The sequence below is a fragment of the Paraburkholderia elongata genome, assembly GCF_013177735.1.
In the GTDB taxonomy this organism is placed as follows: domain Bacteria; phylum Pseudomonadota; class Gammaproteobacteria; order Burkholderiales; family Burkholderiaceae; genus Paraburkholderia; species Paraburkholderia elongata.
This window is the reverse complement of the sequence record NZ_WOEZ01000201.1, coordinates 13,388-36,024: the sequence shown is the minus strand read 5'-3', so window position 1 is coordinate 36,024 and position 22,637 is coordinate 13,388. Positions and strand designations below refer to the sequence as shown.

Sequence of the window (22,637 nt, the reverse complement as noted above, 5' to 3'; positions counted from 1 at the left end):
CCGCGGAATTGCTTGCGGCGACCACGTCATCCGGCAATCGACGCGCGGCCGTTACTGCTGGTCGTCTGTCGGTACAAAGGCCATGCCGTGCGGACTGACCAAATTGGTTACCAACGGAAGGAGTGCTCCGCTATGCAAATCAAGTTGGCCGACATACGCCGGCACCGCCGGAGTGCTACTGGTAGCGGCCACACCCGTTGATGCGGAGAACGCTGCGTTACGCTGCCAGGCATTGGCACTAATCTTGTACACCGTGTTCGCTTTCGTATCGGACACCAGCAGGTAACCCCGTCGCGCAGTAGCGAATACCGTGTCGTCAACCTGCACGTTGCCGAGAAGCGGCAAATATTGCACGTGCGGTTCATCGCCCGACGAGCGCAACAGGACAAGCTGACTATCTCCCTGATCATCGAGCAGTACATCACCCGACGGCGTCAGCGTCATCGAATCCGGATCAGTCAGGTTGAGGGTTGCCACCGTGCCAAACGGAATGTCGCTGGCGTCCAATGTGCCGCGCATTACCGGAGTGACGTCGATCGTGTAGGCGTTTGCATCGATGTGCACAACGCGGACAATCGCGGGCCCCGTATTCTTGCCGCTACTGTTAAGGGTGGGATTGGACGCACTGAAGTAGGTCTGGCCGTCCTTGAATATGATGTCGTCATAACCGCCGCCGTGCAGCGTCTTGCCGAAGGAATACGGTTTGGATGCCTGGCCGGTCGCGGGATTGATTATGACGAGGTTTGGATTCGCGTCCTCGTTCTGCATCGCCCATATCTCACGCGTGTACGGATTGACCTTCAGGCCATCGTTGTGCCCCGCGACTTCAAAAGTCTTCACGACACTGCCGTCTAGCGCGTATTCAACAATCGCGCTCATCGCACCATTCGAGCCATCCGGTGCGCCCTTGTTTGCATAGCCGACCCAAACGTGACCATCAAGCACGGCCAGTGAGTCCGGTGCGCTGACCAACCCGCCGGAACCAGTCGCGAACACGGTCAGGCTAAAACCCGGCGTGACTATCGGCTTCGCCGAGGTCTGCGCGCCGGCGCCGCCAGTCGCGAAACAGAGTGCGGTGAACACCAGCGAGGCTCCGCCTCAGACCGACGAGTGGTATTGGTGACTGCGGAGCGCTGAGGGGTAAGGTGGCTCCGGTCGAGCCGGCTGGGACAAGCCCAGAGATGTACGAGCTCGAAGCTCAATGGGGTCCGAAGACCCCGTGGACGACCGGAGCCAGCCATGACGCTACCACACAGTGTGTGCGATGTTCTATGCGACCACGTCGTGCTCGAGAGCGAGTGCATCGACCGGATGTACCTGAACGTCTACGTGCCGCAGCTGCAGCGCGTAGGTGGCGTGGTGTGGTACCTGCGCGGCCATCTCGGTCAGCGCTTTGCCTCGACGGCGACCGTGGCGCCCAAGACCGCGGCCTTCGTGGCCAGCATCGAGAAGTTTGTCGCCGGGCAGGGTGTCGATCTGGTGAGCTTTGGCAAGCACCAGCGCAAGGACGACGTCACCTTGCAGTATCTGCAGCAGTTCGACGCCGACGAAGGGGTTCTGTATGTCGGCCGCGCCCAGGAGAAGGCGCGCGTGGTGCGCACCGAGCGGCGCCGTTGTACACACACCGGCATGAGCTATCCGTGGGTGGTCGAGGGCAGCGCGATGGTCAACCACTACTACTTCTACTGCGTGGACGGGGACTTCGGCCCGTTCTTCCTGAAGTTCTGTTCCTACTTCCCCTATAACGCCAGGCTGTGCATCAACGGCAACGAGTACGCCAAGTGCCAGTTGCGCAAGCGCGGCATCGCCTTCGAGGCGCTCGACAACGGCATCCTCTCGTGCGAAGACCCCAAGGCGCTGCAGCGCATCTGCGATGGACTGGACGACAGGAAGATCGACCGGCTGCTGCGCAAGTGGCTGGCGCGCCTGCCCCATCCCTTCGACCGGCACGACCGGACCGCGGGCTACCGCTACGCGCTGTCGATCCTGCAGGCCGAGTTCGCGCTGACCCAGGTACTTGATCGCCCCGTGACGGGCCGCATCTTCTTCGAGCAGGTCATCCGCGAGAACCTGGACCTGGGACGCCCGGGCCAGGTGCAACTGATCTTTGATCGCCGCGTCAACCGGCGCACCCCGGGGCGCTTTCGCACCCGGGTGATTACTGAAGGGGTCACCCCTTCGCTGCATGTGGACTACAAGCGTTCACGTATCAAGCAGTACCACAAGGAGGGTCAGGCGCTACGTACCGAGACCACCATCAACGACACCCGCGACTTCGGCGTCGGACGACTGCTGCGCAACCTGCCCGAGTTGCGCCGCATCGGCTTTGGCGCCAACCGGCGCATGCTCGAGATCGAGCAGATCAGCCACGACTGCGCATTGGGCGAAGACGCGTTCCAAGACCTGCAGCGTCCGCGCCACGTTAACGGGCAGCGTGCACCGGCGCTGCGCTTTGCCGACCCGAACGTCCAGGCGCTGCTGCACGCGCTGGTGATGTTCGTCTTCGTCGCACGCGGCTTTACCAATCAGGATCTGCGGCAGGGCTATGCCGTGCTGCTGGGGCTACATGCCGGCGACATCACGCCGGGGCGCATGAGCTACGAGCTGCGACGCCTGCGCCTGCATGGCCTGATCGAGCGAGTCCCCAGGACCCACCGCTATCACCTCCCGGACCTGGGGTTGCAGACGGCCCTCTTCTATACACGCGTGTACTCGCGCATCTTGCGGCCCGGCCTCGCACTGGTCAGCCCCCAGGCACCTGCGGCCTCACCAGCGTCCTTGCAGCGCAGCTTCCGCACCGCCGAGCAGGCCGTCAACACATGGTGCGATGAAGCGAAAATCGCCGCGTAGAAAAGCCTGACTCAATCGCTACGAAATCAATTCAGTCAAGAATCTAGTGCGGTGCGACTGAAAATGCGGCTTACTGCGTAAACAGGTCGAATGCTCGGCATGGTTGTCTCCTGGGACAGGTATGCGGGCTGGGAAGGCGGGGCACCGGCGTGTGTGAGGCAGCCGGTAATGAAACGAAATATATGGAAACATGCGCACATGACTGAATGGTGACGGCGCCTAATACCATGCCGACCGGTATGCCATTGGGCGTCTGCAAAGCTCGTCGTCCCGCAGGCAGCCTAAAACATATGCCGCAAGCCAGCCATGATGCCTAGCTGGGTCGTGCCGTACGCCGAGCTCAGGGCGTTGATGCCATGGAACTGGGCGCCAACCGTTCCGCCGCGGTACAGCGAGTAGTCCGCTTCCAGAGTAATGGTTCGCCGGGCAACAGATCAATCCAGCCGGCGGCCTTCGGATTAGGCGTTTCGACTCCGCCTTTCCTCTTCCTGCAGCAGTCTCCACTGGATCTTTCCGCTCGCCGTACGGGGCAAGCTAGCGGCAAACTGAATGTCACGCGGTACCTTATAGGACGCCATGCGCTCGCGGGCCCACGACACAATGTCTTCTTCCGTCGCGTGCTCGCCGTTCCGAAGCACGATGACCGCCTTTACCGATTCGCCTCGACGCGGATCGTGAGTCGCGATGACACACGCTTCCTGGACGGCGGGATGCTCGAACAGCATGGCCTCGACCTCGGCCGGCCAGACTTTGTAGCCGGAGGCATTGATCATGCGCTTGAGCCGGTCGACGATGAAGAAATAGCCGTCCCAATCTACATAGCCGAGGTCCCCGGTGCGCAAGTAGCGCTTTCCATCGAGCAGAACGAATGCCTCTTGCGTGGCTTCCGGCGACTTCCAATACCCGACGAATACTTGAGGTCCGCTGACGAGAATCTCGCCTGTTTCGCCTTCACCGAGAGGCTCAAGCGTCTCGGGATCGACCACGAGTGAATCGGTGTTGAAGACCGGCACCCCCATGCACTGTTGCTTGCTGTGCTTCGGCGGATTGATATGGGTCGCCGCCATCGTCTCGGTGAGGCCGTACCCTTCTACGTACGGGATGCCCCAACGCTCCTGGATTTGCTGCGCGACAGCCTGCGGCATCGCGGCACCGCCGCCGCTCAGGTACGCAATGGAACTCAGATCGAACGTGTCGACGCCCGCTTGGTTCAGCAGGTCGATGAGCATCGTGGGAACCGTGACCCATGTGCTTACGCGGTGGCGTTCGATCACGTGCGCGGCACATTTCGCGTCCCAGCGGGTCATGATCGCCATCGTGGCGCCGATGTATATCGGCATGTTCATACAGTTCTGCATGCCGGTGACGTGAAACAAAGGCACGGAGCACAGCATCACGCTCTCGTTCGCGAGGCTCGGCCATTCAGCGCACGAGACCGTTGAATGCATCACGCTACGATGTGTATGGATGCACCCTTTGGGGCGACCGGTCGTGCCGGACGTGTACGGAATAACCGCCAGATCCTCGGGCCTGGATTCGTGGTCGCGCGGAACGCACGCACGAGCAAGCGCGTCATTCCAGCCGATGACGGCAGCATGGCCGTCGACAGATTCCGCATGAGGCTGCGCTCCGGACGATGTCAGGACGTCGGGCAGCGGCAGATCGGTCTGGTCGCGAAGATAGTCGGCATAACGTGCAGGGATCACATAGTCCACGTGACGTTCCGACAGCGGCCGTACGTGCTCCATGAGTTCAACGCCCACGAAGGCGACTCTAGCCCCGCTATCTTCGAGTATGTGTTGAAGCTCCGATGTCCGGTTCATCGGATTGACGGGCACGACTACCGCATCCGCGCGCAGCACCGCATAGAAGGCGACGACGAACTGCGGACTGTTCTGCATGTACAGGACGACGCGCTCACCCCGGGCGATGCCGCAGTGCTGCTGCAGGAACCCGGCCAGCGCATCGACTTCGTGTCGCAACTGCCGGTAGCTTACGGTGCTGCCGTAGTAAAGGATTGCGGCCTTGTCCGGATGGCGGTTCGAGGAGACTTCGAGATTCGTGTACAGCGATGTCTGCGGCGCGAATAGTTGCCGCGGCACGTCGACCCGCCGACGCGTTGATGTTGCCGTCATGTCTACTCCGAGCATGAAACGAAATGCAGTGATATGGCGAAGCGCCTTGAAACCGATTGCTTGCGTCGCGGGCAAATCGCCCTTGACGCAAGCAGGATCCGCCAACGCCGGCGATGCGTGAGCAGGTTGTCGCAGCCGAACCTGACGCCGTGCGCGAGGCGGATGCGTCTGTCTACTTCTGAAGAAGCTGGCGACTCCACTGGCCGATTTCTTCGAGCGTCTCGGCGGTTTCCGGCAGGAACGGGAAAAGCGTGAAGACGTGAACCGAATCGGCCACCATCTTCAGCGTCACGTTCGCGCCGGCTGCCTTTGCCCGCTCCGCAAAACGAGTCGTGTCGCTTTCCAGCACCTCTCCCTCCACGGCCGAAAGGAACACCGGCGGAAGGTCTGCCAGATCCGCGAACAGCGGCGACACCATCGGATCGGTCGGCTCATGGCCCTGGAAGTAGGATGCGACAAGGTTGGAAAGCGTCTCGCGATTCGCGGCCGGGTCGTCTCCCGAATTCGCCATGACGGAGGGGCCGCCAAGCGTGAGGTCGGTGAGTGGGCAGATTGCAATGACGCCGGCCGGCAACGGCAGCCCCGCGCGACGCAGCGCGGCAGCCAGCGCGAGAGCCAGGCCGCCACCGGACGATTCGCCGCTCAGGAACACCGTCGACGGATCGACACCCGAAGCGAGCAAGCCGCGATAGGTGCTGAATGCGTCGTCGAATGCCGCCGGATACGGATGCTCGGGCGCGAGGCGATAGTCGACCGTGTAGCACGGACCGTTCAGGGCGCGTGAGAGACGGCTTGCATATTCAACCGAGCTCTTAGCCGTTCCCAGCACGTAGCCGCCGCCGTGGAAGTGCAACACCGTCGCCTTTCGCCCTGCTCCCGCTGCAACCACGCGCAACGCGCTCACCCCGTGAAGATCGACGTCCGTCACTTCGGTGCTTGCCGGCGCCGGGAATTGCTCCAGCAGGAACCGTTCGTAGGCTGCACGTTGCCCCCGGTCGCCACGCGCAATGTCATCCGGCTTGAACACGCCTTTCCAGAGATCGAAAGCGCGCTGGCTCTCGGGGCGCGCCATCCGCTTTCCTTCGCGTGCCGCGCTCAAGCCTACGACCTCGCCCGGCGGCAGCTTGACGGCCTCGAGGATGTTGTGCCCCCAGGCGAACGACCACGAAGCCTCTGCCAGCGGATCGATACGCGAGAGCCCCTTCAGACGCCCGTTGCGCTGGCGTACACGCGCCTCGTCGGGCTCGTGCGCCCAATCGACGACAAAGCGCGCGCCCGCCTGAATCCGCGTCGTACGCGGCTGGCGGCGCTGTTCGTATTCCAGCAGCGCGTCCTGAACGCCGGCCGGGCCATGGTTCGCGAGACAGGTGGCGAGGACCCAGGCGTCTTCGATCGCCTGGCAGGCGCCTTGCGCCAGGTAGGGCACCATTGCATGCGCGGCGTCGCCGAGCAGGGCGATCCGTCCGGTACTCCAGTGTTCGATCGGATCCCGGTGGTACATCCCCGTGATGAACGTCGAGTCCACGGCTTCCAGCATTTTCTGGACGGTCGGCTCGGAACCCTCGAACGAGCGCCGCAGTTGCGCGACGTCCCCCGACTGCGTCCACGACTCGCGGCTCACTTCGGTGGCCGGCACCGACGCAAGAATGCTGTAGAGGTCCTTGCGCACCCAGTACGAGACGATATTCCGGCCCACGCCGAACCAGTTGTTCCCCGCCACCGGCAACCTCAGGCCCGCAAGCCGGTCGGCAGGGATGAGCGAGCGCCACATCAGGATGTTGGCGAACTGCTTCTCCTCGGGTCCCCGCAGGGCCGTCCGAACGGCAGAGTGAATGCCATCCGCACCGATCACGGCGTCGCCACGAATCACTTCGCCGTTTTGCAGCGTGACGTAGGCGCCCTCGTCGTCCTGGGACACCGACGCGCATTGCGCCCCCAGCCGGATCACATTGGGCGGCACGGCCTTCGCGAGCAAGTCGATCAGGTCGGCGCGGTGGACGTTGTAGAGCAGCGCGCCGTAACGTGCCTCTGCCTCCTTGCCGAGCGGGGCAACGTACAGGAGACGTCCCGTTGACAACTCCAGGTAGTCAAAGCGCTCCGGCACGGTCGCAATGCTCGCCAGCGCCGCCTCAAGCCCCAGTTCCCGCAGCACAATCGTGCCGTTCGCAGCGATCTGGACGCCCGCTCCGACCTCGGTCAATTGCGGGGCGCGCTCCAGTACAATCGGCTCGATACCGTGGCGCAGCAGCGCCAGAGCGCTCGTGAGCCCACCAATGCCTCCTCCAACAACGATGACTTTCATGCTAAGTTTCTCCAACTGGGTTAGTTATGCCAGTGTAGTTAATTAACTCGACACGGTAAAGTAATGACGACGTCAGGGAAAACCCTTCGCTCGGATGGAGCGGAGACACGAATTCGCTTAAAAGAAGAAGCCCAACGCCTGTTCGCGCTGCGCGGATTGGACGGGGTATCCGTGCAGGACATCATCTCGGCCGCAGGGCAGCGCAACAGCGCCTCGCTGCGCTACTACTTCGGGAACAAACTGGAACTGGCACGTGAGCTGGTCGTCGACGGTGCGCGTCTGATAGACGAAGACCGTCAGGCGCGGCTCGACAGACTGGAGGCGGAGGAAGGGATAAACGTGCGAGCGGTATTAGGCGCGCTGCTCTTTCCGATGCTTGAGCTGGCGGATCGTACGGGTCAGGCGACGTACATCCGCATGATCGCCAACTTGCAGTTGAACAACCGCGCGTTCTTGCGGGAGGCGCTGGAAAACAAGTGGAATCTGGGTTATCAGCGTTGCAACGCCTTGCTCCGGGACCTGCTTTCCGATATTCCGCCGGCAATCGTCGATCACCGACTGTCGCTTGTGGGCATCTACGGCAATGCCTCGCTGGCAGCGTGGGAAGCGAGTCGGGACAGTGGAGATTCGGGAGGGCTTTGGTCGCCGCAATACGCTGTGTCCAGCTTGATGGACAGCTTCGAAAGCGTACTTACGGCAGAGCCGTCGGAAGAAACGCGGTCATTGCTGGGGGGATCTGATTTAGGCCAGCTGCCGGCAAGGCCCAGATGAAACGCCCAATTCCATCAATCCAATAAAAGCCCGCTCAAGGTTTCCTTCGCCAAGCTCGCTGCCTCAACTGGGAGGGGGGTTTGCGGCCTCTTGATCGGCGTAATCATCGATAGGGTGACCTGTATCTTTGGAGAGACGATTTTTTGCCAATGTAACGCAGGGTAATCACTGCGACGCAGCGAGTTGATCGGCATCACCGTATAGCCGACGCCGCGCTCAACCAGCTCAACTATCGAGCGAACAGCATCGATCTCGAAGGTCATCGTCAGCATAATGCCTAAGCGCGCGGCCTCATATTCTAGAAGCGGCCGAATGGTATGGGGCGCGTGAGGCATGATCAGAGGCACACGAGCGAGCTCCCTCAACTCGACCTCGTCATGCTTTGGCCCAATCGGACTCGCACCGATCAGATACAGATCCTGCGTCGCGATAGGGTCGATGACCAGATTGGGGGACGCGGCTGGATTCTGAAGAATTGCAAAATCGAGGCTGCCGACCAGTAACTGCTCATGCAGCGAACTCGAATATCCCTCGACGACGCTCAACGAAGCCTTGGGGAATCGCTCTATGAAGCGCTCGACAAATGTAGGAATCAGAGTGCGGCCGACACTTGGCGTAAAGCCTGCAATGACGCGCCCCTCATACGCTGACTCGCCCTCTTTCAACGCGATCAATGCGAAGTCGGCAGCGTGAAGGACTCCTCTCGCATGTTCGAGGAACCGGCGACCCGCGGGCGTCAAAATCACACCACGACCGTTTCGCGAAAACAGCGTGGTCTTCAGTTCAACCTCAAGTGCGCGGACTTGCCGACTGAGTGTGGGTTGGGCAATGTCAAGGACGTCGGATGCCTTTCCGACGCTGCCCAGTTCCGCAACCCGGACAAAGTACCGAAGCTGTTTTATATCCATCGTCTGCCAACACTTTCTGTGGTCCGGAGAATCACGAGATCGTTGAATCGTGCGCGAAAGGATTTTATACGCCGGGTACCGCATCCTCGTCCACGCCCCGAACCTGTTTTGGCGAAGTTTTGACGACATTGACCATGACAACGGCTCCAAGGCCAAGCAGCGCGGCGATGATATACAAGCCGATATTCAGGCTGCCGGTTGTAGCCTTGACCCAGCCGAGCATGAATGGGCTTAGAAATCCCCCCGTCTGACCGATGGAATTGATGAGGGCGATTCCTCCGGGCGCAGCACGCGGAGAGAGAAACGTCATTGGAATCGAGAACAATATCGGCATTGCGCTGAACACTGAAACCGTCGCGACGGTCAGCGCGACAAGCGTCAGCGGGAAGTTGCTTCCTACCACGGGAAGCATCGCGAGAGCCGCGGCACCGCCCAATGCGCAACCGGCGGCGTGCCAGCGCCGCTCAAGCGTCCGATCCGAGTGCCTCGATAGCAGGATCATCCCCATCGCGCCCACGCCATAGGGAACGATGGACCACAAGCCAATCGAAGAAGCTGTGAGCGCTCCTGCGCTCCGCAGCATCATCGGCATCCAGAACGACACGGCGTACGTCCCGCAGATCACGGTGAACCATGCAAATGCGATGGCATACACATTGGAATCGCGCAAAGCCGCCCCGAATCCGCCGTGACTCCGGTTGCGCCCTGCCGGCAACCGGGCCGAAACCTGGCGACGTTCAGCCTCGGATAGCCAGCGCGCACTTTGCGGTCCGTCTGGCAAGAGCAATAGTGAAACAACGCCAAGCAGTATCGATGGAAAGCCCTCAACCAGGAACAGCCATTGCCATCCTCGCAATCCATGAACACCAGACATCGCATCCAGCACGACACCGGAAACCGGCGAGCCCAGCAAACCGGCCATGACGCTTCCACTTAGAAAAAGCGCCGTCACCCTCGCGAGCCGCGCCTCCGGATACCACAGCGTCAGATAAAAGACGACGCCAGGTGTAAGGCCAGCCTCGAAGACGCCGAGCAGTACGCGCAAGATATAGAACATGGAGTGCGTCCGCACAAACATCATGCAGCACGACGTCACCCCCCAGCAGATCATGATCCGCGCCATCGTCAGCCGCGCACCCACCCTTTGCAGCAGGAGGTTGCTCGGCACCTCGCAAGCGAGGTAGCCCGCGAAGAAGATTCCTGCCCCCAGGCCATAGACGGCGTCGGTGAACCCAAGGTCCGCCTTCATTTGCAGCGCGGCAAAACCAATGTTGATCCGGTCCAGATACGCGAATATGTACCCAAGGAGCACGATCGGAAAAATCCGCCATCCGATACGCGCATACAGCGCGCGCTCCAGCGGTGCCTCTGAATGGCCAGCACCTGCAGCGGCTTCGATATGGGTCATGCCTGTCTCCGTCTTTATGGTTTTCAAGTGGCTAACTGGCCGACAGGTCTAGACGCTCAGCGTGTCCCCGGTCCTGCAGTAGCTTCTGCCGGCGATTCTGCCTAATGGCCGCAGCGCCTCGTGGTTCACCCTGTGTCCCTCCAACACCCCTTGCGCACAATGGACCAGCATGACTTCGCCGACGAGGAGCGTTGTTTGCGACCCCGGCGCGCCGAACTCCACGTGCTGGTGGAGGCGGCACTCAAACTGCAACGGTGATTCGCTGATTCGCTTTGGCAATACGGTGACTGATGGCGTGGTGCTGAAGCCAACCTCCTCTACTTCACTTACCGAAGAAGGGTAGTCGATCGCACATTGCTGCACCTGCTCCGCCATCTCTTCCGACACTACGTTGATCACATACTGCCCAGACCGCAGCACGTTTCTAACCGTGTCCTTGTAACCAGCCGGTGTCGTCTGCGCAACGATGCCTAGAAGCGGTGGGGTGACGCAGAGAATCACAAACTGGCTGAACGGCGCGGCGTTGAGAACACCTTCGTCGTTCAATGATGTGACCAATGCGATCGGTCTGGGCACCACTGAACCGGTAAGGAACTTGTACCGGCTCTCCTCGCTGAACTTGAGGAGATCGACCGATTCGTACAAAAGATGGCTCATATGATCGTGAAGAATAGTGGGTTCATCAGTCGGCCTGTGCTGGGCGCAAAGCCGCGGTTGAGGAAATCCTACGTTCGCTGCCCCCGGACCAACAAGAACGGATCCGTTCTTTCTGTTATGCGGCTAATGATCGAAGGCGCTCATGTAGAAGGCGCATACCAGAAAGAAGACTTTCGTTCTTGCCGCAACTTCCGCCCAAGCCTACCTTCCGTCTCATGTTTCGTAGCGTTCGCTTTTAGCCGGGTTCGTCAGCGACTCCCGTCAAGCGACATCGAAACGCATTGACTGGAGTTCCACGCAAAAAGGCATGTCCATGAACAGCACATTAGATTCATTGCTCAACAAGGCCCGGGGCACCACTCCTCAGCCTGGCGCGTTGCAGGGGGTCCAGGTCATCGATATGTCCGGTCTCGCAGGGCAATATTGCGGAAAGCAGTTTTCCGATCTTGGGGCCGACGTCATTCTGATTGAGCCAATCCGCGGCTCCAGTGTTCGGCGCGAGGGTCCCTTCCTCGACGACAAGGTCCATATCGAATACAGCCTTCCATTCGCCTATTTCAACGCCGGCAAGCGGAGTGTCTGCCTCGATCTGGACCACCCGGAGGGCAAGCAGATATTCAGGGAGCTCGTAAAACGCGCCGATCTTCTGATTGAGTCGGAAAAGCCGGGCACCATGGCGGCGCGAGGGCTGGACTATGAAAGTCTTGCATCCATTGCTCCGCGATTGGTGATGACGAGCATCACGCCCTTTGGCCAGGACGGTCCCTACGCCCATTATGAATCTGAAGATATCGTCGCCCTCGCGTTAGGCGGTCTTCTCTATCTGGGCGGATATCCCGACAGTCCTCCCATCGCGGCACACGGCAATCTGGCCTATCTCGCTGCTGCCCAGTTCGCATCCGTCGCGTCGATGATGGCACTCCTTTCCGTCGATGCAGCTTCAGGTGACCGGCCAGGAAAACACATCGATGTGTCGATCCAGGAATGCGTCGTCATGGGTCTCGAAACGGCAATCCAGTTCTACGACCTCGAAGGCATCGTGCGCAAGAGGGAATCGGGACAGCAGCGAATGGCTGGTACCGGCGTATTCCAATGTGCAGACGGGCAGATCTACCTGATGGCGGGAGGCATCGCTTCCACACGGTTCTGGGAATCAACCGTTCAGTGGCTTGTGGACGAAGGCGTACCGGCCGCGGCGCAGCTGCTCGATGAAAAGTGGGCCAGCCACGACTATCTTGTCACGGACGAAGCCAAGACGATCTTCGCGGAGCTGTTTCTGCCCTTCGCCCGGACGCGCACGAAGGCCTGGCTTTATCAGGCTGGACAGGCTCGCCGCATACCGATATGCCCCATCAGCACACCAAAGGATATCCTCGAAAATCGCCAGTTGGCGCATCGGGGCTTCTTCACAACCATCCAGCATTCGCCCTCGCAGCAGATACTCACCATGCCGGGTGCGCCGTACAAGCTGACGGCTACGCCATGGCGCAGTCCTTCTCCCCCACCTCGGCTAGGCGAACACACCGATGCGGTCATCGCCGAACTAGGCTACGACAAAGCCGCGCGAGCGGCTCTTTTGCAAGCAGGAGTGCTGAATTGAAACGACTTCCTCTAGAAGGCATCCGCGTCGCTGATTTTACGTGGATCGGGGCAGGATCGTTTACCACGAAGCTGCTCGCCGATCACGGTGCAGACGTGATCAAGATTGAGAGCGCCGAGCGCCTCGATTCTTTACGCAGCAGTCGCCCGTATAAGGACGGGATTCCCGGTCTGAACCGTAGCGGATATTTTGCTGACCGCAACAGCAGCAAGAGAAGCATCACATTGAATCTCAAGACCGCCGAGGGTCAGGATCTTGCGCGCCAGCTCATTGCAACGAGTGACATCGTCGCCAATAACTTCACGCCCGGTACGATGGAAAAATTCGGTCTCGGATACGACGACGTCAAACGTATTCGAAACGACGTCATCTACCTGGCTATGTCGATGCAAGGCGCTTCGGGACCGGAATATAAGTACCTAGGCTACGGATTGACGATTGGCGCGCTGACGGGCCTGCAATTTATGTGCGGCCTTCCCGATCGAGAACCGGCAGGTACCGGGACGAACTTCCCGGACCATATTCCGAACCCGTGCCACGCGGCCTTCGCCGTGCTGGCCGCACTGCGACATCGCCGCCTGACGGGACAGGGGCAGTACATCGACGTTGCTCAAACGGAGCCGACTCTCGCACTCCTCGGCCCGGACATCATGAAGTACAGCGCGAATCAGGAAGCCGGTGGCCGCAGCGGCAACCAACGGATGCCACGTTCCCCTCATGGCGTGTTTCCCTGCCGCGGCGTCGACAAATGGATCGCCATTTCAGCGTGGGAAGACCGGGCGTGGAATAGTCTGGTCGCGGCGCTCGGTGAGCCGGCATGGCTGGCCGCGCCGGAATTCGCAACTTCCGCCGGACGGTGGGCGAATCGCGCCGAACACGAAACTGCGTTGGCGCGTGCGACAAAAGACTGGGATGCAGAAGATCTGATGGCTGCTTTGCAGGCCAAAGGCGTCGCAGCAGGTGTCGTCAGAACGGCAGCTGACATCGTCGATCACGACCCGCAATTGCAACACCGAGGTCATTGGGTCAAGCTCCAGCACCCTGAAATGGGTGAGACCGTGTACAACGCTCCACCATTCCGTATCAGCGATCATCCAAGCACACCGCGTTACGCAGCGCCGCTGCTTGGGCAGCATACCGATGACGTGTGCCGCAATGTCTTCGGCCTTAGCGGTGCCGAGATCGATGTGTTGCGTTCAAACGGAGTATTGACGTGACGAGCCGGCCACCCTCAGCAAGTGAAACCATCGCTTCGTTCGCGAGCGCATTCGATCCGGCTAGTCTGGACGATAGCCATATACGGACGTGCGGGCGCGCGATAGCCGACACGTTCGCTGTCTGTATTGCCGCCTCCGATGAACCCGCTGTCCATCGTATGCGCGGCTACGTTGCGGGACTCACCCCGGGTCTTGAACACCCAACATCAGCCTCGCGGCCAGGATTCGCGCGAATTTGGGGTCGGCGCGAGGCGACAACGGTCGAGGGAGCCGCGCTCCTGAACGGAACGGCGGCCCACGTCCTCGATTTTGATGACGCGTCTTCGCCGATGAGCGGTCATCCAAGCGTAGCGTTGCTTCCTGCGCTGATGGCGTTGGGGGAAGCGCGTGACATTAGCGCTGGCCGACTGGCGAGCGGCTATGTCGTTGGCCTGGAAATCGCCTGCAAACTGGGAAAAGCGTTAGCCACGACACACTACGATAGGGGCTGGCATATGACCTCCTCCGTGGGAACGATAGCGGCCGCTGCTGCATGCGCTCATCTACTTGGTCTCGACGTCGCCGCAACCGTATCGGCGATTGGCCTGGCCGTTGCCCAGACCGCCGGTACCCGCGCCAACTTTGGCTTTGATGCGAAGTCCTTTCAGGCGGGTCAATGCGGTGCGGCGGCGCTGCGGGCGGTGTTGCTCGCCGAACGAGGCTTCTCCGCCTCCCCAGGCGCCATTGACGGTCGTGCCGGCTACACGTCGCTGTACTCCAATTCAGAAGATATTTCGGCCCAGTTGCACAAGTTGGGGGAGCTACCCCTCGAGATCGAGCGCAGCGGTGTAGAAATTAAAAAATACCCGGCCTGTTATGCCGTGCATCGAGCATTGGACGGTTTGTTCGAGCTGAAGAAGGAGTTCGATTTAAAGCTGGACGATATAGAGTCCGTCGAAATAGAGACTAGCTACGGCGCGCTGTCGCCTCTGATTCGCGGGGTGCCTGCAAGCGGTGTAGAAGCCAAATTCAGTATGGGATACGCCGTCGCGGCAGCGATCGAGGATGGTGTGATTGGCTTATCAAGCTTCACCGATGCGGCCGTGCATAGGCCTCGACTTCAAAGCTTCATTGAAAGGGTCAGCGCAAGTGAGGTCGCTGGCGGCATGACGCCGCGTTGGGCATCCGTCGCGGTACGTACCAAGGACGGCCGGCTGCTGTCACGACACATCGACTCTCTTCGAGGCGCGCCCTCCAATCCCTTATCCGATCAGGAGTTGATCGAGAAAATCACGGACTGCCTGGCATGGGCGGATAGCCCGATCGACGCCGTATCGCTTTACGAGGCAGCAACCAACCTTAGGGGCTTTAGCGTTCGGGAAGTTCTCGATGCGATAGAAGGCGCCACGAACCCGGCATACGAGGTGCATTGATGGGAATTCTCTACGATGTAATGGATCACGTAGCAACTATTACCCTGAACCGACCGGAGGTGATGAACTCACTTGATCCGGAGTCTCTCGTGGACTTGAACGAGATTTTTCAGCGTGCGAATGACGACGATAGGGTCCGCGTCATTATTCTGACGGGAGCCGGAGATAAGGCATTCTGCACAGGTTCTGACCTCAAGAAAACTAATCCGCCTAAAGAGAGCTTCGCGGAGCTCACGTTCGGGCGGCCGCGCTGGCTCTACCCTTTTGCGGGCCTTGAAATCGACAAACCGATGATCTGTGCAGTCAATGGCTACGCACTTGCCGGCGGGATGGAGCTCGCTTTGGCATGCGACATCCGGATTGCATCGAGCAACGCCCAGTTCGGTCAGTCTGAAGTCTGCGTTGGCAGCATCCCTGCAGCTGGCGGAACACAGCGCCTTCCGCGAATGGTCGGCCTGTCCGATGCCATGCTGATGATGCTGACAGGCGACCGGATCGATGCGGACGCCGCCTTACGAATCGGTCTCGTTAGCCGCGTTGTGCCTTTTGATCAGCTAAAAGATGAAGCAATCCGGATTGCCCGGCGTATTGCAAGCAATGCCCCGCTTGCTGTACGTGCTGTAAAGCGATTGGTGCGTGATGGACTTGATCTACCGCTTCTAACGGCTATCCAGAGCGAGCAGTTCGCGCTCGGCCTGCTTCGAGATACAGAAGACCGCCTGGAAGGCCGCAAGGCGTTTCAGGAGAAGCGCAAACCCAATTTCGTTGGGCGATAGCATTCGCTTCGCGAACCCAGTCAAGTCAAGACGAGTGGTGTCCAACACTTGTGACCGGCACGCATGCCGCCGTGCCATTTCACGGTGCATCCGTAGCCGGTCGATTGTTCTAATCTAACGAAGGAGATGGCATGAGACACGTGGTTGTCGCTGGAATTGGTCAGACAGCGTTTGGAAAATTCCTTGACCGGAATGTGCGCTCACTCGCCGAGGAGGCGCTGTCCGCTGCAGTAGCAGACGCCGGCGTTGATTACCAACAGATCGGCATGACCTACTTTGCAAACGCGCTCTCTGGCCTTGTAACCGGTCAGGAAACGATTCGAGGACAGGTTGCACTCAGGAATACATCGCTGATGGGTTCCCCGATCATTAACGTTGACAACGCCTGCGCGTCGGGCTCAACGGCCTTCCATCTCGCATGGTTATCTGTCGCGTCGGGGCAAACCGACGTAGCGCTCGCGATCGGCGCCGAAAAACTCACCCACATCGACAAATCCGTGACGTTCGGCGCATTCGCCGCCGGCGTCGATGTTGAAGAGCGCGCGCATCTCCAGCGAGAAGCGCCTCAAGGTCATTCGGTGTTCATGGACATCTATTCGGAGCGCGCCCGACGCTATATGGAGAGTAGCGGCGCGACGCCCGAAGACTTCGCCCTCCTTTGCGTGAAAAGCCGACAAGCCGCCTCCTTGAGTCCGTGGGCCCAGTTCCGTCAGCCCGTCACCACCGAAGAGGTTCTCTCGAGCCGCATGATCAGCGCCCCGCTCACCCTCAACATGTGTTCTCCCATTGCAGACGGAGCGGCTGCAGCCATTCTGGTCAGCGAAGACGTTGCCCGAAGTCTGCGAGCGCGCCGCGTCTATGTGCGTGCGTCGAAACTGGTCTCGGCAAATAATGACGGCGACGGCCCGACGTGTGCCTCACGCGCAGCCGACGAGGCGTACGAATACTCAGGTTTCGGTCCCGAGGATATTCACGTTGCCGAAGTCCACGACGCTTCGGCACCAGCCGAGATCATGCTCTATGAACGTTTGGGATTTGCGCTTCCAGATCAAGGCGTGAAACTCCTGCGCGAAGGCGTCACATCAGTCGGCGGTCGGCTGCCAGTCAATCCTGGAGGCGGATTGCTCAGTCGTGGCCATCCCGTCGGAGCAACCGGCATCGCACAGATTGTTGAACTCACGACCCAGCTGCGGGGCAACGCAGGCAAGCGCCAGCGAGAAGGAGCCGAAGTCGCACTTGCCGAGTGTTCCGGAGGGCAGATTGGCAAAGATTCGGCACTCGCTGCCGTAACAATCCTCTCCAGCTTTCAGTAAGCGGTTCAGCCTCGACAGGCGCAATGATTGAAGTTTCTGACACAAATAAGTAGGCGGGGCGGTTAAAGATCCAGTCAATAAGAGAGCCAATGGAGACATATGAAAATCAATCATTTAGTTATGCTTTTTTTTTCGTGTATTGCTGCAGTGCCAGTATGGGCTCAGAATTCCGTCACGCTGTACGGCATCGTCGATGTGGCGGTACAAGCTGTCAATCATGTGCCAACGGCCAACGGAAGAAGCGGCACCGCGTTTTCGCTCACCTCGGGCGGTGCACAGACGTCGCGATGGGGATTGCGCGTTAAAGAGGCTCTCGGCGACGGTTATGGGGTCATCGCCGTGCTTGAGGATGGCTTCGATGCGACCAAAGGAACCTTGAACAACGGCGGTCGGCTGTGGGGCCGATCTTCCTACGTTGGGCTCACTTCACCGTACGGCACGCTTACACTGGGACGGCAAGTTACGGCTATTTACGATTTCGACCTCGCTTATGACCCTGTCGCGCCTGCCCTTTACTCAAGCCCTGCGTATGATGCGGCGTTCGTCTCACGAGCAGACAATTCCGCGAAATTCCTGGCAGACATAGGTCTGCTAGGCGGCAAACTTTCGATAGATGCTCTGTACAGCTTCGGATACGACAGCGTGACGGGAGCCGGACCGGTCGCCGGGGACTATCGGGTTGGAAAGGAGGAAAGCCTCTTCATCAATTATCAACGCAGTGTCGTCAGCGTAGGCCTGCTTTTCGACCAGCAAAACGGCAACACCATTGCAACACAGGATAACAAGGTCCAACGCTTCGGCGCGGCAACTCAAGTCGACCTAAGTCCCGTGCAGTTTTACGCGGCATACCGATTTCTTGCGCAGAAGCAGGCTGCCCAGAATCGATACTCTTCGTTATATTGGCTTGGTGCGAAATACCTCGTGACGCCAGCGTTCAATGTTTCCTCGGATTTACTCTACCAGCAGGACCGAAACACAGGCCAAGGGAACCCAGTGCTGCTTTCCGCGATCGCAAGCTACCTTCTGTCCAAGCGCACGGACGTGTATCTTCAGGCAGCCACCGTTCTCAACAAGAAGCATACAAATCTCGGTGTGAACGGCTTTGGAACGTCGATCACAGGCGAAGTCCAAACCGGCGCAATGATTGGTCTGCGAACGAAGTTCTGAAAACAAGGAAGGCAGGTGCGCCGGTCAGCACTCGATGACCTGACGCTTGCCGACGTCCCGTTCTACCGGAACGTCGGCGGCGCCATCCGGAGCCATACGCGACGGTCGCGACGGTCTCATCACGGATTGCCGGCCTTACACCGACGCCATCAGATAGGGATTATCCTTCCCCGGCTCATAGGGCTGCGCCTTGATTTCCATGCGTGCAATGCTCTGCAAGTGAACCTCGTCCGGGCCATCCGCGAACCGCAACGCACGGCCCCACGTCCAGCTATCGGCCAATGGCGTGTCGGGGCTCAGCCCCATCGCGCCAAACACCTGCATCGCCCGCTCGCAAACGGCGGTGTGAACACCCGGTACGAGCGCCTTGATCATCGAGATCTCCTTGCGCGCCTCCTTCGCACCCACGTTGTCGATCATCCATGCGGCTTTGAGAACAAACAACCGCGCTTGATCGATTTCGATTCGCGACTTCGCGATCCATTCGGCGACGACCCCCTGCTCAACCAGCGTCTTGCCGAATGCCGTGCGTGCCTGGGCCCGTTCCACCATCAACTCGAGCGCCAGTTCCGCGGCGCCGATCGAACGCATGCAGTGGTGAATCCGTCCCGGCCCAAGGCGCGCCTGCGCGAGCGCAAAGCCGCTGCCCTCTTCACCGAGGAGATTCGACCGGGGTACGCGCACGCCTTTGAACTCGATCTCGCAGTGGCCTTCCGGTGCCAGGTGATTGACCACCGTGATATTTCGGATAACCTTGACGCCGGGTGCATCGCGAGGCACGAGAATCATGCTCTGCTGACGGTGGCTCGGTGCGTCCGGATCCGTTTTGCCCATCACGATGAAGAGCGTGCAATTCGGGTGTGCTGCGTTCGTGATGAACCACTTCCGGCCGTCGATAACGTAGTCATCCCCGTCACGACGAATCGACGTCGTGATATTGGTCGCGTCCGAGGAGGCCACAGCCGGCTCCGTCATCGCAAACGCCGAGCGGATCTTGCCGTCGAGAAGCGGCTTGAGCCACTGCTCGCGCTGAGCGGGCGTGGCGAACATATGGAGTAGCTCCATATTGCCCGTGTCCGGCGCATTGCAGTTGAACACCTCGGACGCCCACGACACCCGCCCCATGATTTCAGCCAGGGGCGCGTACTCGAGATTGGTCAGGCGGGTACCGGGCTCGTCATCGCGCAGATGCGGAAGGAACAAGTTCCAGAGACCCTCTTCACGCGCCTGCTCCTTCAAGGTCTCCATAAAGGAAACCGGATATTGACCCGCACTCACCTCCTCGTGCCATTGCCGGATGCGCGGAACGATGTGAGTGTCCATGAACGTACGCACCTGGGTGCGCAGCGCTTCGACCTTCGGGCTATATGCAAAGTCCATTTTGCTCTTCCTTAATCCTGGTTAATGTCGGCGACGAATCGGCCAACGGCGCGCTACGACCACTTGACTAGATCGTCAGTCCACCGTCGACGACGACACACTCTCCATTGGTGTAGCTCGCAGCGTCGGACACCAGGTAAAGCACGGTGCCCGCCATCTCACGAGGTTCCGCGTGGCGTCGCAGCGGGATGCGCGACATCCAGCTTTCGTACGTGGCCTGATCTTGAAACAGTGCCCCCGCAAAGCGGGTTTTGGTCAATCCCGGCAGCAGCGCATTCACTCGAATCCCCAACGGCCCGCACTCCTTCGCGAACGCCCGCGTCATGTTGACAACGGCGGCTTTGGTGATCGAGTAGATGCCCTGCTTGTCCCCAGGCTGCAATGCATTGACCGAAGCCGTGTTGACGATCGCACCGCCACCGTGCTCCCGCATCAACTTGCCCGCCTCCACGGACATGAAGAAGTAACCGCGCAGGTTGACTTCCACCGTCTTTTCGAAGGACGCCAGATCGGTGTCGAGAATGTGGCCGAAATACGGATTCGTCGCCGCATTGTTGACGAGGATGTCCAGACGGCCATGCCGTGCACGAATGTGCTGGAAGATCGCGAGAATGTCCTCGAGACGCCCGACATGGCACGGTTCGGCTTCAGCGCTTCCGCCCGCTTCGTTGATCTCGCGTGCCACCGATTCGCAATCTTCCAGTTTGCGGCTCGACACAATCACGTGGGCACCCTGCTCGGCGAGCAGTTTGGCGATCTCCTCACCGATACCGCGGCTCGCGCCCGTTACCAGAGCAATCTTTCCTTTCAGATCAAACAAATTTGTAGTCACGATCAGTCTCCCTATTTCTACGTTCCGGTTTCTCGCCTGTCTTCATGTCAGATCAATGCCCATCTTCGCAAGCGTCCCAGCCATCTCCCCCACCTGCCGCGCTTTTTCATTCGATGCGTTACCGCTCAAGGCCCGCTTCTTCACGCCCTGTGCGATAGCGGCGAGCCGGAAGAAGCTGAACGCCAGGTAGAAGTTCCAGTTCTCAATCGACGAAATTCCCCGCAACTCGCAATACCGCGCGACGATTGACTCCTCGTCAGGCACCCCTAACGCCCCTCGATTCAGGCCCGCAAGTCCCGCGATATGGCTGCCCGGAGGGAGTCGCAAACACATGCAAAAGTACGCGATGTCAGCCAGAGGATTACCGAGCGTGGATAGCTCCCAGTCTAGAACAGCGCGAACTTGCGGTGCATCGTGCATGAAAATGAGGTTGTCGATACGGAAGTCTCCGTGCACGAGCGAAGGCTTTCCCGCTTCCGCCGGACAGTGGGCAGGCAGCCACTCGATCAGCGACTCCATCGCCTCCAACATATCGGTCTGGGCGGCGCGATATTGCTTGGTCCAGACGTCGATTTGACGCGCAAAATAGCTGCCCGGGCGGCCGTAGTCCGACAATCCGACTTCGTCGATATCCACGTCGTGGAGCGCCGCCATCGTGCCGAGCAGTGCGTCGTAGATCGAGCCGCGCTCTTCGACAGGCACTTCGGGCAACGCCGGATTCCAGAAGATTCGCCCGTCTTCGTAACTCATGACGTAAAACAGGCTGCCGATAACGTCACGGTCCTCGCAAAGATGATAAGCGCGGGCAACAGGGACCGGTGTTCGGCCGAGCGCCGACAGCACGCGAAACTCTCGATCTACGGCATGGGCGGACTTGAGCAGTGCGCCGGGAGGTTGACGCCTCAGCACGTAGCGACCGCTTTGCGCCTTCAAAAGAAACGTCGGATTGGACTGTCCGCCGGGAAATTTCTCGACGGACAACGGCCCTTGAAACCCGGGCACGTGCGCCGTGAGATAACGTGTGAGATCTTCGATGTCGAAGTGAAGGCTGGCGTTCATGTTGCCTCCCGCCGGGCCGCCCCAAGGGAGGCAACCGCCCCCTCGGGGGGCAGCGAACGAATGTGAGCGTGGGGGTAGTTCATGTAGTGAGAATCCCGATCGAGGTCAGCCGTAGGTGACAAATTCATGCCTCTCGGCACGTTCGAGATGAGGCACTGAATTGAAGCTGACTAGCGACATCGCGCCGTCGTTAAAGACATATTGGCAAACGCTGCTGTTTCGAACCTGCATGTTGAGTGCAATCGCGGTCGCAGCAGGCGCCTCTAGAACCTGTTGGGCAGTCACCGCGATCGGACCACCCGAACTCACCACCAGAACGCGCCTGCCGCCAGCCCGCTGGATTTCGATGCGCGCACGCTGGACACGCGTCTGGAATTGCTGCCATGTCTCTGGAACACGGCCCGGCAAGCGGTCATCGGCCCAAAGCTGCAGCACGTGCCGGAGCCCTTTATAAAAGTCCTTCTTCGAACTTGTGGCCGACCAACCTGGCGCCAAGCCCTCTTCGCCGATGGCCGCGAACAATGCCTGGAAATCGTATTCGTTCAAACCCGCGTCTTGCGCGATCTCGACTTGCGGGCCACCCATCGCGGCGAGAATGGCATCGGCCGTTTGCCGATGCCGCTGCATCGTTCCGATGACAACGCGATCGAAGCGCAATTTCGCCTGCGCGAAGTGCTCGCCGAGCCAACGTGATTGGGTACGACCGGAAGGAGATAGCTCGTCATAGTTTTCGGCGCCGAACGACGCCTGACCATGCCGTACAAGATAGAGTTCTGCCATGCCATCCTCGCTTGAACATGGCTAGCAGAATACCCAGCGCCTCGTCATTCAGGAAATTGATTGTTGTGAT

Annotated in this window: 18 protein-coding genes; 8 read left to right on the top strand and 10 right to left on the bottom strand. The window is 59.8% G+C overall.

Annotated elements, in window-relative coordinates:
* Positions 1 to 51: 51 nt before the first annotated feature.
* The gene (locus GNZ13_RS36225; RefSeq protein WP_172173703.1) at positions 52 to 1,083 is read right to left on the bottom strand and encodes a hypothetical protein; all 1,032 of its coding nucleotides are present in this window, start codon (positions 1,081 to 1,083) and stop codon (positions 52 to 54) included.
* Positions 1,084 to 1,239: 156 nt separating this feature from the next.
* Here GNZ13_RS36225 and GNZ13_RS36220 point away from each other — a divergent pair, with 156 nt between their 5' ends.
* Positions 1,240 to 2,850 carry a hypothetical protein gene (locus GNZ13_RS36220; RefSeq protein WP_172173700.1) on the top strand — a complete coding sequence of 537 codons (1,611 nt, stop codon included), beginning with the start codon at positions 1,240 to 1,242 and terminating at the stop codon, positions 2,848 to 2,850.
* 458 nt (positions 2,851 to 3,308) lie between these two features.
* Here GNZ13_RS36220 and GNZ13_RS36215 read toward each other — a convergent pair whose 3' ends face one another.
* A complete protein-coding gene (locus tag GNZ13_RS36215) occupies positions 3,309 to 4,985 on the bottom strand; it encodes a long-chain fatty acid--CoA ligase (RefSeq protein WP_172173697.1) in 1,677 nt (558 codons plus the stop codon).
* A gap of 172 nt (positions 4,986 to 5,157) precedes the next feature.
* Positions 5,158 to 7,287: an alpha/beta hydrolase fold domain-containing protein gene (locus GNZ13_RS36210; protein ID WP_172173694.1), complete on the bottom strand. Its 2,130-nt coding sequence runs from the start codon at positions 7,285 to 7,287 to the stop codon at positions 5,158 to 5,160.
* Positions 7,288 to 7,350: 63 nt separating this feature from the next.
* Here GNZ13_RS36210 and GNZ13_RS36205 point away from each other — a divergent pair, with 63 nt between their 5' ends.
* Positions 7,351 to 8,058 carry a TetR/AcrR family transcriptional regulator gene (locus tag GNZ13_RS36205; protein ID WP_172173691.1) on the top strand — a complete coding sequence of 236 codons (708 nt, stop codon included), beginning with the start codon at positions 7,351 to 7,353 and terminating at the stop codon, positions 8,056 to 8,058.
* A 14-nt stretch (positions 8,059 to 8,072) separates the two neighbouring features.
* Here GNZ13_RS36205 and GNZ13_RS36200 read toward each other — a convergent pair whose 3' ends face one another.
* The 3 genes from GNZ13_RS36200 to GNZ13_RS36190 all read right to left on the bottom strand — a co-directional run bounded on the left by GNZ13_RS36200 (position 8,073) and on the right by GNZ13_RS36190 (position 11,031).
* A complete protein-coding gene (locus GNZ13_RS36200) occupies positions 8,073 to 8,966 on the bottom strand; it encodes a LysR family transcriptional regulator (RefSeq protein ID WP_172173688.1) in 894 nt (297 codons plus the stop codon).
* Positions 8,967 to 9,030: 64 nt separating this feature from the next.
* Positions 9,031 to 10,374 carry an MFS transporter gene (locus GNZ13_RS36195; RefSeq protein WP_172173685.1) on the bottom strand — a complete coding sequence of 448 codons (1,344 nt, stop codon included), beginning with the start codon at positions 10,372 to 10,374 and terminating at the stop codon, positions 9,031 to 9,033.
* 48 nt (positions 10,375 to 10,422) lie between these two features.
* Positions 10,423 to 11,031, bottom strand: coding sequence for a flavin reductase family protein (locus GNZ13_RS36190; RefSeq protein ID WP_172173682.1), 609 nt, complete (start codon positions 11,029 to 11,031; stop codon positions 10,423 to 10,425).
* A gap of 313 nt (positions 11,032 to 11,344) precedes the next feature.
* Between GNZ13_RS36190 and GNZ13_RS36185 the strand changes: the two genes are divergently transcribed.
* From GNZ13_RS36185 to GNZ13_RS36160, 6 genes are all read left to right on the top strand, one after another.
* Entirely contained in the window at positions 11,345 to 12,631 is a 1,287-nt protein-coding gene (locus GNZ13_RS36185; RefSeq protein ID WP_172173679.1) for a CaiB/BaiF CoA transferase family protein, read from the top strand.
* The gene (locus GNZ13_RS36180; protein ID WP_236002345.1) at positions 12,514 to 13,848 is read left to right on the top strand and encodes a CaiB/BaiF CoA transferase family protein; all 1,335 of its coding nucleotides are present in this window, start codon (positions 12,514 to 12,516) and stop codon (positions 13,846 to 13,848) included. Before GNZ13_RS36185 ends, GNZ13_RS36180 begins: the two co-directional genes overlap by 118 nt.
* Positions 13,845 to 15,260 (top strand): MmgE/PrpD family protein, encoded by a 1,416-nt coding sequence (locus GNZ13_RS53985; RefSeq protein WP_172173676.1) that lies wholly within the window; start codon positions 13,845 to 13,847, stop codon positions 15,258 to 15,260. The genes GNZ13_RS36180 and GNZ13_RS53985 overlap by 4 nt, the downstream gene beginning before the upstream one ends.
* Positions 15,260 to 16,036 carry an enoyl-CoA hydratase/isomerase family protein gene (locus GNZ13_RS36170; protein ID WP_172173673.1) on the top strand — a complete coding sequence of 259 codons (777 nt, stop codon included), beginning with the start codon at positions 15,260 to 15,262 and terminating at the stop codon, positions 16,034 to 16,036. Before GNZ13_RS53985 ends, GNZ13_RS36170 begins: the two co-directional genes overlap by 1 nt.
* 131 nt (positions 16,037 to 16,167) lie before the next feature.
* The gene (locus GNZ13_RS36165; protein ID WP_172173670.1) at positions 16,168 to 17,349 is read left to right on the top strand and encodes a thiolase family protein; all 1,182 of its coding nucleotides are present in this window, start codon (positions 16,168 to 16,170) and stop codon (positions 17,347 to 17,349) included.
* Between the two features lie 99 nt (positions 17,350 to 17,448).
* Entirely contained in the window at positions 17,449 to 18,516 is a 1,068-nt protein-coding gene (locus tag GNZ13_RS36160; protein ID WP_172173667.1) for a porin, read from the top strand.
* Positions 18,517 to 18,651: 135 nt separating this feature from the next.
* Here GNZ13_RS36160 and GNZ13_RS36155 read toward each other — a convergent pair whose 3' ends face one another.
* From GNZ13_RS36155 to GNZ13_RS36140, 4 genes are all read right to left on the bottom strand, one after another.
* Entirely contained in the window at positions 18,652 to 19,896 is a 1,245-nt protein-coding gene (locus tag GNZ13_RS36155) for an acyl-CoA dehydrogenase family protein (RefSeq protein ID WP_172173664.1), read from the bottom strand.
* A 67-nt stretch (positions 19,897 to 19,963) separates the two neighbouring features.
* The gene (locus GNZ13_RS36150) at positions 19,964 to 20,728 is read right to left on the bottom strand and encodes an SDR family oxidoreductase (protein WP_172173661.1); all 765 of its coding nucleotides are present in this window, start codon (positions 20,726 to 20,728) and stop codon (positions 19,964 to 19,966) included.
* Between the two features lie 42 nt (positions 20,729 to 20,770).
* The gene (locus GNZ13_RS36145) at positions 20,771 to 21,787 is read right to left on the bottom strand and encodes a phosphotransferase (protein ID WP_172173658.1); all 1,017 of its coding nucleotides are present in this window, start codon (positions 21,785 to 21,787) and stop codon (positions 20,771 to 20,773) included.
* A gap of 105 nt (positions 21,788 to 21,892) precedes the next feature.
* Positions 21,893 to 22,567: a histidine phosphatase family protein gene (locus GNZ13_RS36140; protein WP_172173655.1), complete on the bottom strand. Its 675-nt coding sequence runs from the start codon at positions 22,565 to 22,567 to the stop codon at positions 21,893 to 21,895.
* Between the last annotated feature and the right edge of the window lie 70 nt (positions 22,568 to 22,637).